We start from the raw sequence: 15,098 nt of genomic DNA, 5'->3' as shown, positions 1-15,098 counted from the left end.
CTCCATTATTTTAAAAGCTCATTCCTCCCTATAGTCAGGTTGAAATGAGCCTTAAAAAGTTTATCGCGTTATTAACAGTATCAAAGCTGCAAATATAGTCGATATAGCATTCGGACAGCTTCCCCGCGAGTGACCGCCTCGCCAGCTCTAATCTGTTTATCAGCAGGAACATCGATCAAGCGCTGCTTCACAGCCAAAGCCATCGTTGGTTTCGCCCAATCGGAAATCGTGTGTTGGTCTGTGAATTGACTCAAGTAGTCCCCCGTATTCGAAGGGTAATGATAATTTTTCTTTTCATGTAATGATCTTGCACCAATCGCAGCCATTTCTTCTCGGGATATGGTATGATCCGGCCTAAACGTGCCATCCGGATAACCTTTGACGATATCCTTTTTTTCGGATGACGCGATAAATGGAACATGCCATTGCGGCGGATTCACGTCTGAAAAGCTCTCCGTCGCTGTTTCATCCAAAGCGTAAAAAGCTCTTACCAGCATCGCCGTGAACTCTGCACGGGTAAGCGGTGAATCGGGCTCAAAGTTGCCATCTTCTTTCCCTGTTACGATTCCTTTCGATCCCAGAAACTGTACGGCTTGCTGTAACTCAGGATCCCGATTGTCAACATCAGGGAACGTTTTGGTATTACCGTCCACGAAATAAGTACCCGAACTGTTTATTTCGGCTTCCATGCCGTTATTGTACGGATTGAACTTCCCTCCGATAGGTTGCGTTACTTTCCCATTCGTATAGAACACGCTATGATGTGTCGCGTCCGCCTGATTTGCAGGCAGAATGAGCCCGATGTTGCTAGATACGTTCGAAAGCTCCTGCCCTTGTTCATCTAAAAATTGTACGTGATATCCGCCGTTATTGTTTTCGACCAAGCGAATAACGATAACCGGGAGCGAATGGAACAGGCGATTTACAGTCGCAAGGTTAAACGTCAGTTTCGCATCCCCCGCATGGACGGTAAGATAGTCGACATCCTTACGATTCGTGAAGCTATCCTTATAAAGTTTGACTGTAAAACCTTTTTGTTCAGGCAAAGACAAAACTTCCCCATTTACGACCAACTCTCTAGCAAGGGCAATGTTGTTTTCCGATAGCGTCTGCTCCACCGCAGTCTTAGCCTTTCGCGCATTGTCAGCTACGCGGTCAATTAACTCGGGCGTGATGACGAGTTGGCCGTCAACAAGCTCTGGCTTTTCGCTGCTTGCGGCTGTAATAACTAGCTCTCCTGCTTGGGTCAGTCCCTCCACAATACACGGACGCTGTCTATCAGCGACAGGAACCGACTGGACGGCAGTGTAATATGTCTCGGACAGCCTATTACTGTCGACGACGTACAACAAAAAGTAAGCGGTCACGTCCGGAGAACCAGCTCTGCTTGCAGTTGCCCGCACAATGGTCTGCCCGGGTTTGTTCGCTTTTACGACCTGTGTACCATTCACATTCGATAAGGTTCCTATGCTCGGATCGTCAATGGTGTACGTCATTTTTGTCCCGGGAAGCAGATTATTTACCGCAATGAATTGTTTGTTCCCAGGTTGCAGCATCGTGACATACGGATAGAGACTCATTTCCGGTGTAGTTCGTATCACTGGCTGGGCAGTTGTTCCAGAGCGATTGTCAGTTGGTTTGTCTGCTTTCTCTGAACGATTACGAGCTACCGTTTCATCTGTGAAAACAACTAGCTTCGGCAAGGCAATCGAATCTGCCCAAGCCCACAAAGTCTGATCCTTTTTTAATACATAGTAATACCTATTTTGTGGGGAATAGTCATTTTGGTATATAGAAGCGATGTCCGTAAGCTCTGGGAAAACTTTATCGTTGTTGTCCACTGACCAAAGCTGATCGTCTTCTCGGAAGGCATACGTTTTATCGATATTCCGATCTCTTATGGAGTCAAATTGCACGATCGTTCGCGCGTCTTTTGCTGCATGTAAATACAAAGGATATTTTTTCGTGTCAGCAGTTGGCCAAGACAAGACAGTGCCATCTTTCATATAAGCATAGCTGGTAGAAATGCCCGGCTCTATCTTGACGATATTAGCAAATCCGTTCATCTGCTCTGGACTTGTGTTTTTCGAGCGGTTATTCGGCAGATACGAATTTGCCTTCCATCTCCAAATCGTACCGTCCTTTTTCACAGCGAATACGATGCCGGCAGCCATTTTAATGGATATGACATCATCTAGCAGCTTTGTTCGGACCGGAACGGGTGTGGCCCCCTTCGTGGTACCTATTTCACTTCCCAAACTCCATACGGAACCATCTGATTTTAGTACGAACAAGACCTTGTAGGCACTATTATAATTCGCGACTAGTGACGTTACATTTTTCAAATCTTTGATTTGCTTCGGAGCACTAGTCGTACTCGTTTCAAGAGTGGTGCCGGGGGCGGCGTCCCAATACCACACCGTTCCGTCATTTTTTAGGGCCGCGTAGTTAACAATATAGTTACCCCGGGCCGACTTCCTTTTGACTGTCATCTCCTTCACATTCTGCAAGCCCGGAATTTGCATCTTCTTGGCTTTATAGAATGGATCTGAAGAACTAAGAGGATGTCCATAGATGTACCAAGTCCATACGGTTCCATCTTTTTTCGACAGTAGCACATTATCGTTAAGGATGTGGTAATCCTCCCCGATACGTGTATATTGCTGTTCGTAATCAACTCTTGTGTCATTCCCATTGGCTTGTACCGTATTAAATTGGGCCGTCAGGATTAACACAAGGCTTAACAATGCTGCCATCAATCGTTTCATTGTTGTCCTCCACCAAAAATCTCCTCGATAGTCTAGTTGCTCTGTCTCTCTAATTACCATAATTTGCACTACGCTTTATATTAACAGAACAAGAAATATTTACAATCAACTACCTAATTGAAGCAGAATATGGTGGTGGGCTTGTCGGGCCGCATGAAAAGGTCCGGAAAAGCAAAAAACCAGGGCCTACTCTCCCTGGCTAATCCTATGTTACAGAAGTCCTTCTCGTTTCCCTTTTTGTACCGCGTCTTCCCGATTCCGCACTCCGAGCTTGTCATACAGAGCAGACGCATAGTTACGAACAGTCCCGTCTGACAAATACAGCTTGGAAGCGATCGTTTTATAGCGCATACCTTGGGAAAGCATCTGCAAAATCTCCTGCTCCCGCTTCGTTAACCCATAAGAATTCTCGTCTTTTTCGGGTGCAATGAGCAAATCTTCCTGTTCGTTTACCGGCTGTTCATCCAGCATTTTATGAAACAGGTCCTGTGCAATCATCGTTCCACCGCGATGGACCAGGCGAATCGTTTCCGCAAGCTCGCGTGATTCAATCGATTTCAAGAGATAACCGTCTGCACCACTACGCATGATTTCCTTGGCTTTTTCCGTATCCTGAAACGTAGATAGGACAAGGACACGAATGCCAGGCCATTTTTCCTTGATTCGTTTAGTCGCAGTGATCCCGTCCATATTCGGCATTTCCAAGTCCATCAGCACTAGGTCTGGTTCTAGCTCCTCGCACAGCTCCACAGCCTGCGCCCCATCTTCGGCCGTCCCGACTACCCGCAGGTCCCGCTGTCCCTCGAGTATGGTGCGCAAGCTATCCCGAATAAACGAGTGATCATCGACGATAAACAAACGAATGATCTCATCGGCGCTCTCCATCAGCCTCGGCACAAAACAAGTAACGAGCGTTCCTTCTCCTCGCTCTGAGTATACGGATACTCTTCCTTGCAAATGAGCGGCTCTCTCTTTCATTGCCGTGATCCCGAAGCCATCCTCCCAATTTTCCACCCCGTGACCGTTATCCTGTACCTCAAGCCTCGTCTGTTGTTGCTCAAAATGCAAGGAAACGACGATGTCCGTAGCCTGCCCGTGGCGTACAGCATTCGTCAAAGATTCCTGCAAGCAGCGAAATAAGGTCATTTTCACCTGCTTACCAACAGGATACTCTTCTCCAATCGCACGAAACCGCACATTCACCTTTGCATGTGTCTGAAACTCCTCCGCAAGCTGCCTCAGCGAATGAACCAAGGGAAGCGTTTCTTGCGGTGACCCCATCTGATGCAAGTACCCTCTCACTTCCTTCATGCCGTTTCGCGCAAGCTTCAGGAGAGAGTCGAGCTTTTGCGTCCCTTCCTGCGACACCACATCCTGACGCAAGGTTTCCATCCCCATGATGATCGAGACATAGGAATGCCCCATCGTATCATGCAGATCCTTGGAGAGCCGGTCCCGCTCTTCCAGCAGCGTCACTCTCTCGATTTGGGTGAGGTACTGCTCCAGCACACTGTTTTGCTTGCGAATAATTTCATTTTGCCGATGATTGACGATAAGCAAATGAAAGGCAAACCCCACCACATAAGCAAGCCCTACTTGCGGGAATATCTGGAGCAATTCAATTTTCCGCGAAAAAAACATAATCAGCAGTGGGATGAAAACAATCGTAATGGGAGCCGACCAGCGATATGATTTCTCCGCACTATTGGCGGCAATCAAAAAAGCTGGCATCAAAAAAGTAAGGTACGCCTCCGGAAACATAGACGTGAGATAAATCGATAATCCGCCAAACATGAGCATTTCTGCAATCAGGTAGTAACGATAGTTCAGCAGTAAACAAATCCACGGGACGGAAAAAACCATAACTTCCCATAAAATAACAATCCATAAGGGTAGAGTAAGAGAATCTACATATTGTGCGGTCGTAACGGTGAGAAAAAAGCAAATAAGCAAACGTAAAAAAAGCATCACCCAGTCATACCAGGCCCATTGTTTTACGATATCTAACAAACCATCATCTCCTAATTGCTTTGAACATCAAGCGGGTATACCCTCCAATTAATTGTACCAGTCCGTTCCCAATCATGGAGCACCCGATCATGAGTATGAATCCTAAACTCATAATTTGCAATGCCATCAGATCTGAATCCACCCGGATCTCGAAAAAAGTTAACTCCAAATAAGGATAGAGCAACGGTGTGACCACAAAACATATGGGGGCAATGTAGATGAGCACTCCGATCACCAGAGAGATACAGCCTATGACAAATTTTTGCATCAGCCAATAAACCGAAATCCAATTTTTCACATTCATTAATTCCGCCTTTGCCTGCATCCATTGATTTCCCTCTGCTCTTTGTCTCGTTTCCAAAGGCTCTATCGAAATATCCGTATAAATTTTCGTCTGAATACGTTCATGCTGGACAAAGGTTTGGGTTGTACGCAACACATTGGTAAGCAATGGAATTCCCACTACGGTAAATGACAAGCCCAAGCCAAGCACGATACTGACCATGTAAAAACACAGATAAAATACCCCCGAAACAAATGTATACAGCAAAAAGATAACATTTTGAACGTTACGCATAATCGCTCTTTTCATCTAAGTTAATTCTCTCCTATCTATACTTTTTCCGACACACTGATGACGGTCTGCCCTTACCGTAATCCGCTGCGCGTCACATGAGCCAGTGCCAAAATGTCATATAACAGGCTAAGTCATGTCATTTCATCAAAATCATTTTGTCAGTCGGAAAAGTGATGACAGAAAGTAACTACCGAGTATGACGCGAGCTTTGCCATACTGTGCTCAAGCGCTCACTCTCAGAGTCGGTGCGTCAAACGGTGTTGCCAACCCAAAAAGGAGAATCGCACATGAAAAAAGTGATACAAAAAATGAGTCTCGTCGTTTTTCTTCTCTCCACAACCTTGATTACCGCATGCACACAGTCGCTCGGTGCTGTTGAATCCACTCATACTGCTTCCATTGCTGCCCAAGGACCGGTGGATGCCAAAGAAATAGAAGCGTTTTTCGATCCACTGTTTGCAGAGAAAATGAAAGAATATAATGTGGCTGGTTCCAGCTTTGTTGTCGTCCGTGATGGCAAAGTCATCGTGAACAAAGGCTACGGCTTTGCTGACAAGGAAAAGAAAATCCCTGTTGATAAAGACACGGTCTTCCAAATTGCCTCTGTATCGAAAACCTTTACCGCCTTGGCTGCCATGCAGCAAGTCGATGCGGGTAAAATTGACCTGCATGGCAATATAGAGGAATATCTCGGTGGGCTAAAAATTCCGAATAAGACAGGAAAACCGGTCAGTATGTACGACTTGCTCACCTACGCACCCGGCTTCGCATTTCCTGACGAAACTACCTTTACCGGTCCACAATACATCGGGCAGGACATCTCTATGGATGAATTCCTTTCAAAGCACACGCCGGTCATCATCCGACCACCTGGCGAAGCCTATACGTATGATAATACAGGATTCTTACTCGCTGGCTACGCCGTGGAAAAAGCAAGTGGAATCCCCTTTGCCCAGTATATGGATGAAAAAGTGTTCAAGCCTCTCGGAATGAACTCGACCAGTGTACGTTTGAAGCCTGAGCTCATGAAGAGAATGGCTGCCAATTACGATCTTAATGGCGAGCCACGTCCGCTAGAAGGACACGCTCCAACTGATGGTCCGCAGGGAAGCATTATATCAACAGCAGAAGACATGGCAAAGTACATGATCATGCAGCTGCAAAACGGAAAATTTGACGGCAAGGAAATCGTCAGCCAGAAAAGCATGGAATTGATGCATACGCACCAGATTTTCGCGGATGACATCCCGATCACAACCGTAGGCTTTGAAAACTATTTTCCAGAGTATACAAATGGTCAGCACGTTGTTTTGAAGGGCGGAAACATGCCAGGCCATTCTTCCCTGATGGTATTAATCCCGGAACATAAAACCGGCTTTTTCATGTCCTACAACAATGATACAATGGTTAGCGCTGATATTTACAAAGAATTCATGGATCATTATTTCCCAGAAACAGAAAAAAAAGCTGAGCCTGTTTACTTGCCCTTGAGTGAAGCGGATGCGCAAAAATATTTCGGGCTGTATCAAAATACGCGTGCCTATTGGACACGCACTTCTATTACCTATGAGAATGGATCACTCGTGCTTGAGGGTAAGGAAAACGGAAAACAAAAGCTGCGAATGATTCGCCCATTGCTATTTGTAGATGAGGCAGGCGAAAAAGTCGCGTTCAAGGAAGACAAAAACGGTAACATCAAATACTTCTATCATACAACGCCAAAAGGCATTAGCCTTGTTGCCGATTCACAAAAAATGGAAATGGAAAAGACATACTCAGACGTCCCTAACACTAGCAGCTATAAGACCCATATCAACAACCTCAGCGCCTTTTCCATTATGGGAGCGAAATCAGGAAGTAAATTTGATCCTACAGGGACCATGACACAAGGCGAATTTGCTGACGCCCTGATCAAAGCAGAAGGCCATTACGTAATGGCCGGGAGTGAAGACGGGCTTAGACAGCAATTGGCCGCGGGCATCCCTAATTTGAACCCATCGGCACCAATCACAAGACAAGTCGCTGCTGCCATGATCCAAAATTTAAAGCAGCTTGAACCTGTTTCAACCAGCAAAGTGACGCTGCAAGACACAGCCGACACATGGGCAAAAGATGCGATCACTGCTCTCGTTTCACAAGGCATCGTCGATCCTGACACGAAGGTAAACGCAGATGGCTCTTTCACATTCCGCGCAAAAGATTTACTGAAGCGTCAAGAAGCCAGTGCCTTGCTTGACTTAGCATTTGGTTACTATTCATTGCCGATTAAACGATAAGCATCCTTTTCCTCTTTTTGGGATAAAGTAGGGACTTGTTGTATACCCTACTCCTTTGAGGGAGGTGACTGGTCGTGGAAAATAGCGATAAACACAGGGGACAAGCTGAACAAAAAGATTCAAGTGACTTGAATGAGAAGGAAATCGAGCTTCAGCATCAATTTCAAATGTTCCCTACCCCTGATGAAAAACGCGCTTCAAAAGTGATTACCGAGCTGAAAGATTAATAACTACTCTCCCCCACTTTAAGGCTGTCGAGAAACTCGGCAGTCTTTTTCATATGCTCTTAGAACCTGCGTATGAGCCAATGCCAAAATGTCATATGACAGAAAGTGACTACCGAGCATATGACAGAAAGTTACTTCCGAGTGTGACACGAGCTTTGCCATACTGTGCAAAGCGTTCACTCTCGGAGTCGGTGCGCCAAAACGTATTAGCAAAACCCAAAGGAGAATCCCACATGAAAAAGGCTGTTCAAAAAATGAGTCTCACGGTTTTTCTTCTCTCCACGACCTTGATTGCCGCATGCACGCAGCCGCTCAGCGCTATGGAATCCAATCAGACTGCTTCCATTGCTGCCAATAATATAAAAGGACCGCTGGATGCCAAAGAAGTAGAAGCATTTGCCGATCAACTGTTTGCAGAGAAAATGAAAAAATTTAATGTGAATGGTTCCAACTTTGTTGTCGTCCGTGATGGCAAGGTCCTCGTGAACAAAGGATACGGCTTCGCTGACAAGGAAAAGAAAATTCCTGTTGATAAAGACACGGTGTTCCAAATTGGCTCTGTAACGAAAACCTTTACCGCCTTGGCTGTCATGCAGCAAGTCGATGCGGGCAAAATAGACCTGCATCGTAATGTAGAGGCATATCTCGGCGGGGTAAAGATTTCCAATAAGACAGGAAAACCGCTCACTCTGTTCGACATGCTTACCTACACAAGCGGCTTCGATTTGCCTGACATCACTACCTTTACCGGTCCACAATACATCAAGCAGAACATCTCGATGGATAAATTCCTTTCTGAGAATAATCTGCCGACCGTTGTCCGACCACCTGGCGAGGTCTATACGTATGATAATACTGGATTCTTACTTGCTGGCTACGCCGTGGAAAAAGCAAGTGGAATCCCCTTTGCCCAGTATATGGATGAAAAAGTGTTCAAGCCTCTCGGAATGACCTCGAGTAGCATACTCTTTAAGCCTGAGCTCTTGAAGAGAATGGCTGCCCATTACGGTCCTAATGGCAAACCACAGCCGATAGAAGGAGTAATGCCAACTGTTGCTCCGGACGGAAGCATTCTATCAACGGGAGAAGACATGGCCAAATACATGATCATGCAGATCCAAAACGGAAAATTTAACGGCAAGGAAATCGTCAGCCAGAAAAGCATGGAAATGATGCATTCTTACCAGATTTTCGCGGAAAAGGACATCCCGCTCACGACAGTAGGAGGGTTTGAAAACCTTTATAAAGAGCCGGCAAATGGTCAGTACGTTGTTTTCAAGGGTGGAAACATTACTGGACATGCTTCCCTGATCGTTTTGATCCCTGAACAAAAAACCGCCTTTTATATGTCCTACAACAATGATTCGGACATGAGATCCGATATTTTCAAAGAGTTCATGGATCATTATTTCCCGGAAAAAGAAAAAGAGGAGCCTGTTTACTTGCCCTTGAGTGAAGGGGATGCCCAAAAATATATCGGACTGTCCAAAACACGCGTGGCTTTTGGAACCGTACTTCTATTGCCTACGAGAATGGCTCACTTATGGTGGAAGATGCAACAATTGGAAAACAAAAGCTGCGCATGATTCATCCACTACTGTTTGTAGATGAGGATGGCAGTAAAATCGCATTCAAGGAAGAGAAAAACGGTAACATTAAATACTTCTATTATTCCACGCCAAAAAACGTCTCACTTGCCGTTGCCCATTCACAAAAAATGGATAGGAAAGAGACTTACTCAGACGTATCTAATAGCAGTAGCTATAAGACCTATATCAACAATGTCAGCGCGCTTTCCATTATGGGGGCAAAAACAGGAAGTAAATTTGATCCTACAGGGACCATGACACAAGGCGAATTTATTGACGCCCTGATCAAAGCACATGGCTGGTACGGATTTCCCGGGGATGAAGCCATCAATAGACAGCAATTGGCCGCAAGCATCCCTGATTTGAACCTTTCGGCACCTATCTCAAGACAATCCGCTGCTGTCATGATCCAAACTTTGAAGCAGCTTGAACCGATGGCAACCAGCAAAGTAAAGCTGCAAGACACAGCCGATGCATGGGCAAAAGATGCGATCACTACTCTTGCTTCACAAGGCATCGTCGATCCTGATACGAAGTTAAGCGCAGATGGCTCTTTCACATTCCGCGCAAAAGATTTGTTGAAGCGTCAAGAGGCAAGTGCCTTGATTGATTTGGCGTTTGGCTACCATTCTTTGCTGATTAAGTGGTAAGTAGCTGTTTGCTCTTATTTGGGAAACTTTCTCTCGCCCACGGCTGTCGAGTAACTCGGCAGCCTTTCTTCTTTCAGAAAAAAAGCCGCTTATGGGACACTAGATTCTCGCCAGAACCTTCATCTCTGCGAGACTCTCGTGCTTTCTGACAGTAGCCTCTCTCGCTAAGTACTTCCCTGATTCGAATAGAAGAGTCTACTTTTAAAATTTGTTTGCTGAAACAAAGCAAGAAATGCTCGAAGCTGAGATGGAGTTCTCTCTTGGATACGCTAAGCATGACATGAAAAAGAAAAGGACAACAAATAGCCAATAATGGATACAGCAAAAAGACTCTTACGATTTTTGTCGTAAACGCAAAGCGAATGGTGAAGCTCATAGAAAAATCAACGAAGTGATCAAAAGTGGGATCATCCCTGAACCGAGTTGGTAGTCGTTTGGAGAGCAGAGCGTTTGTACTTGTGAAAAGTCGAGCGCTTTTTTCTATTTCGGAAGAATGATTGCGGGGAGCGCAAAAGAAATACGGAAATACGAAATAGCACTTTCGGTGAAAAATATAAAATTTTGGATTAAAGGTAGTGACCAGGAGAGGTTGAATACAAGTACAGCAAGAGCGTGTTTTGTCAGCGATGGATGTAAAAGAAACCACAACACGGCGGTTAGGTCGCATTGTGGCGTTGTTTGTTGTATTGTACGATATTGTATTAGTATTGTAAGTTGTTTAATAATCCGAACAAATCCATAAATTAATCAACATGTCCATTGTCAAGGGCATCCAAGGTTTCATCACTTATATCAAGTGGTTCCCTTTTAACTCGATTTGCAAGCGAAAGAAAATCAGTAGCACCCGCTACATTCAAATAACCTCCCCTTATAAAGAAATGGCCACCTCTTTCATATAGCTTTATTGCTGGCTCAAACAAATCTTTATTATCAATAGCAATTTGATTTCCTTCATCAATGAGTGCGTTTAACTCTAAATAACTGGTAGCAATTTCTCTAACATAACTATTGTCAATCTCCTTTAGTATTTGTAATTCATCAACACTCACTTGTGACTTAGTTATCGAATTTGAAATGATAATAAAAGGATACCTACAAGGCCCAGGATAACACCGGAAAAATATTGATGCTCTTCTTAAGTATTCTTGACTCAAATGAACATGTGATCTTGCTTGCTTGTTTCCAATATAACTCCAATCTATTGCAGAAATACGCTTAATTGCCTGATTAAAATTTCCCATCAATTATTTCGCTCCATCTTCTCTATTTTTATTGCCCAAAAACTTTTTTCGAATAATAGTCATATGCTCCAGGGAGTTCAAATGAAGGTTGATCAGAAGCTACATCATGTGCACCAGGAGGATCTGAACCAAAATAATCACTATCTTTTTGATACGAGCCAGGATTTTTATATGGTAGCCTTATTTCATTTTTTCACTTTCAGTTAATTCATGTTTAGCTAAATCTTGAAACCACTTTTTTTGTTTTGGATCCAGCTCACCTTTTTGTGCCCATTTCCATATAAACCTAACTTCTAAATCAGGAGTAAAGTGGCCTACTCTATAACTTTGATTATCTAAAGGATGTTATGTGTATCAAAAAACATGTGTTGTTTCATAGCCCTAATTTCTTCTATTGTCATACCAGTATTTTTTGCAACCTGCTCAATATCAGTCATACCAACACTTCTAATATCATCATGATGCAGCTTTATATTCTTTTTCTTGAAATTCATCCATAAATGTGGGTTTATAATCATCTACACGCTTGTATTCATTCCAATCAACCTTTTTAAGGGTAGGTATTGATTCTGGAGCATTACCAGTCCCCTAAGTTGTAATCTTAAACTGGGGAATATAGAAACTGGGAATCGTTTTACCAATCACCACCATTCTATCATCCTGCTTGACGGTCTGTTAGGGGAGTAACCAGCCTGTATTCCGTCTTGTTCTTCATCATGCTAAAGATGATATTTACAAGCCTTCTCATAAGCGATTAGGTCAATCAGAATCAGCTTCTCATAATGTGTTAAGCCGTAGCACCGATGGATTTTAAGTGGCACTTTTGTAAACCCCTTATGCTGTGATGTCAACTGACTCTCTTGACTTACCTTGTCCATGTACTCATTATCGGCTTGACGATTCTGATTCCTTTTACCTTCCTTCTCGCAATTTAGTTCTGCCCGCGGCGGCTATGAAGTTAGGAAGGCGGCTAGCCTACACGTTACCTTACCTGTTATATGTCAACTGGTCGTCACCAGATTCATTACTTCACAGTAACAATCGCGATAACTTGCCATTCTGTTGCTGATAAAATCAAAAATATTTTCGATTTAGCCCCCACTACTATTAATTGTCGTGCAGCACATCCTTAAAGGTGCGATTGGTTAGTTTCTCATCCTCTCTATCAGGGCGACGTTCTTTACAGTTGCGATTGATTTCAAAAAACTGCGAGAAAACGAAGCTAACAAAAAACAGGTCAATCATGGTGGTATCTGACCATAATCGACCTGTTTAACGTATCGGAATAGCACTTTTTAGGGTATAAAGCCAAAGCATTGATGTGCGTACAAATAAAACGAAAAAGTCTTTATTCCAATGCAACTTGAGTTAAGTCTACTTAGATTCATCTGCCCTACTCATTCGGCACTGGGTGAGGTCTACTCATCAACAAACCGCCCTAGGATAAAAGACCACAATACGGGTGGCTATCTCGTATTGTGGCAATGTTGGGTGTATTGTACGATCTTGTTGTTGAGCTTGTAACCGGATTTACACAAAACTTTTTACATACCTAAAATAATTACTCGATTCTCTTTAGTCGTATAATGAAATTAAATATTCAGAAAGAGTATCGCTGACTTTCTTAAACTCCGTTAGATTAAGACTTTCATCGTAAAGATATACTGAAGGATTATCACCCTCATCCAAATTGAAAAACCAAAACATATATCCTTGGTGCATCATAAACACAAACTGATTATCTGTGAGTTTTTTTGAGAAACTATTTTCCTCTAAAAGTTCTACAGCCCATTCTTTTAACTCTAATATATACTTCATAGTATAATGTGTACCAGTCAAAAACTCTGCACCATTCCCAAACTTACTCATAAAATCTAAATAATTCGAGGGCAGCGTTTTTGTTGGAGAAAAATGTTTTAATTTTGTTAGCTCATCTTCACTACAAGGCTTCATTGGGTATGATTTTTTTTCTAATGTTAATAAGAATTCCTTTAAATCATCCTTATTTGAAATATCCATGTTAAATCTCCTCCATATTCTACTCAATTCAAGTCATCCAAGATTTGAACTCTCGTGACTTTGATATTCGGAAAATCAATTTGAAATTGATCAATAATATCATTACAACTTTTACAAATAGGGTTATGTGAAATAATTTCAATACTGCCTTCAACATCAGGATTATTTTTGAACCTTTCTCTCAGATATTCTATCATCTTTTGCTCTGTATCTTGCAACCTTCCTTTATTATCTGACCCACTATATTTATAGTGATTTTCAGGTGGTCTGGGATAGTTATCCTTATGATTTGGATTATTTGGATCATACCCACTCATTGATTCAAGATTTATTGATTCACCATCTATTTCCCCCTTAGTTAATGCGACATTTTTAGTTTTTCCTGCGTTAAACCTCTTCCTCACATCATCTATCAATTTCTTATCTTCTTCGGTCGCTTCCCTAAAAACTCTGTTGACAGAACCAGCTTTTCCCGTCCCCTCTTTACCATTATCACTACGACGATGATTACCACCACCGCCATTACCCCCAGACAAATCATCATGCCGAACCCAATAAACCCTATATTGACCCGAATGAGCGTCTCTGAAAACAGCAACTCCACCAAGCATGTTCCCCATCTGCTTGAGAAGCTTATCAACCTCTTTTTGTAATTCCTCGATCGATTTTGGAAAACTCTTAGCCTGCGTCTTTAGCTTTCCACCCTTTAGTGATGCGCTACTGTTCCCGTTGTTATCTACGCCATCGATTAGTAATCCCGTTCTATTTCCACCGTCTCGTTTTCCACGTTGGGCATCGATAATAACTACGAATTTCATCCATAAGCTGCTCGTATACACCTCGTGCCTAAGCGATAGACCTCATTTATTTTTTTACTTCCTGTGCTAGTTGCTGGTTCTTCAACTTTCTGCCACTACCTGTTCACGTTTTGCCATTCGTTCCTTCCTCCTTTGATTTTGAACATACAAAAAAAGCTCATCCCTACTCATGATTCAAGTTGGAAAGAGCTTTTGAAAGTTTATCAAGTGTTTGAGTTGTTTAGTGTTTGGTTTGTTGGTCGTATTGTACGATCTTATTGTTGGGATTGTAAGTGTATTTACAAAATATATCTTGGCAAACCATTATTTAAATAACAACTCACATACAATTTTCAAAAATCCACCTTTTCGCTTGTTCTTTATCTAAGGTAATTGGTTCTTCTGGAGTTCCAATATTTATACTAATAATATTAGCCTTCTCAATTCCCTTAACATTTTTGAAGCTTGCACCCTTTACTAAAACATCTTCAAAAAAAGAATCTTCAATGTTTGCATTATCCAGTTTTGAATTTCTAAAGTCTACACTACTAAAATAACAAACATTTAACTCAGCATTCGAAAGATCAGCTCCCAAAAAAATGGTCTCTGCACTCTCACAATCTGTAAATTTTGAGTTTCTGAGATTAGAGTAACTAAAATCCGCATAAGAAACATAACCTTTATAGAAATTAGCCCCGTGTAAATAAGTATTTCTAAACGTTGAAGAATATAGCCAAGTTAAAATAAAATTTCCTTTTTCTAAGTTCATACTATCAAACGAACATTCAATTAACCTAGCTTCTTTAAAGGAAAAATTGGACAAGTGGAGACCTTCCAGATTTATTTCGTCAAGTACCAATTTCTCCCCCTCCCTCCCCACTGAGTCTAACCATACTTGATGTAATTCAAATTTTTTAATTATACTTTTTTCATCTACCATTCTA

The 15,098-nt window shown here is 42.6% G+C and carries 9 protein-coding genes and 1 pseudogene; 3 read left to right on the top strand and 7 right to left on the bottom strand.

Features of this window, described 5'->3' with window-relative positions; translation table 11 throughout:
- Positions 1-80 precede the first annotated feature (80 nt).
- From PMI05_RS21080 to PMI05_RS21070, 3 genes are all read right to left on the bottom strand, one after another.
- Positions 81-2,768, bottom strand: a complete 2,688-nt coding sequence (locus tag PMI05_RS21080; RefSeq protein ID WP_007726030.1) for an S-layer homology domain-containing protein — start codon at positions 2,766-2,768, stop codon at positions 81-83.
- A 210-nt stretch (positions 2,769-2,978) separates the two neighbouring features.
- Complete coding sequence (locus PMI05_RS21075; protein WP_007726029.1) at positions 2,979-4,778, bottom strand: hybrid sensor histidine kinase/response regulator transcription factor; 1,800 nt, start codon at positions 4,776-4,778, stop codon at positions 2,979-2,981.
- Positions 4,779-4,782: 4 nt separating this feature from the next.
- Entirely contained in the window at positions 4,783-5,370 is a 588-nt protein-coding gene (locus PMI05_RS21070; protein WP_007726028.1) for a sensor domain-containing protein, read from the bottom strand.
- 272 nt (positions 5,371-5,642) lie between these two features.
- Here PMI05_RS21070 and PMI05_RS21065 point away from each other — a divergent pair, with 272 nt between their 5' ends.
- From PMI05_RS21065 to PMI05_RS21060, 3 genes and pseudogenes are all read left to right on the top strand, one after another.
- Positions 5,643-7,631, top strand: a complete 1,989-nt coding sequence (locus PMI05_RS21065; RefSeq protein ID WP_007726027.1) for a serine hydrolase — start codon at positions 5,643-5,645, stop codon at positions 7,629-7,631.
- A gap of 74 nt (positions 7,632-7,705) precedes the next feature.
- On the top strand, positions 7,706-7,858 hold the full coding sequence (locus PMI05_RS31155) for a hypothetical protein (protein WP_007726025.1): 153 nt from the start codon (positions 7,706-7,708) through the stop codon (positions 7,856-7,858).
- 233 nt (positions 7,859-8,091) lie between these two features.
- A pseudogene (locus PMI05_RS21060) lies at positions 8,092-10,097 on the top strand (serine hydrolase).
- Positions 10,098-10,840: 743 nt separating this feature from the next.
- Here the strand turns inward: PMI05_RS21060 and PMI05_RS21055 are convergent.
- From PMI05_RS21055 to PMI05_RS21035, 4 genes are all read right to left on the bottom strand, one after another.
- Positions 10,841-11,338 carry a hypothetical protein gene (locus tag PMI05_RS21055; RefSeq protein WP_007726013.1) on the bottom strand — a complete coding sequence of 166 codons (498 nt, stop codon included), beginning with the start codon at positions 11,336-11,338 and terminating at the stop codon, positions 10,841-10,843.
- Between the two features lie 1,575 nt (positions 11,339-12,913).
- Positions 12,914-13,357 (bottom strand): SMI1/KNR4 family protein, encoded by a 444-nt coding sequence (locus tag PMI05_RS21045; RefSeq protein ID WP_007726011.1) that lies wholly within the window; start codon positions 13,355-13,357, stop codon positions 12,914-12,916.
- A gap of 23 nt (positions 13,358-13,380) precedes the next feature.
- Positions 13,381-14,175, bottom strand: a complete 795-nt coding sequence (locus tag PMI05_RS31420) for a deaminase domain-containing protein (protein WP_007726010.1) — start codon at positions 14,173-14,175, stop codon at positions 13,381-13,383.
- A 319-nt stretch (positions 14,176-14,494) separates the two neighbouring features.
- Positions 14,495-15,094, bottom strand: coding sequence for a pentapeptide repeat-containing protein (locus PMI05_RS21035; RefSeq protein WP_007726009.1), 600 nt, complete (start codon positions 15,092-15,094; stop codon positions 14,495-14,497).
- Positions 15,095-15,098 lie beyond the last annotated feature (4 nt).

The sequence above is a fragment of the Brevibacillus sp. BC25 genome, from assembly GCF_000282075.1.
In the GTDB taxonomy this organism is placed as follows: Bacteria; Bacillota; Bacilli; order Brevibacillales; family Brevibacillaceae; genus Brevibacillus.
The sequence above is the reverse complement of the archived record's forward strand: the minus strand, read 5'-3'. Positions and strand labels throughout refer to the sequence as shown.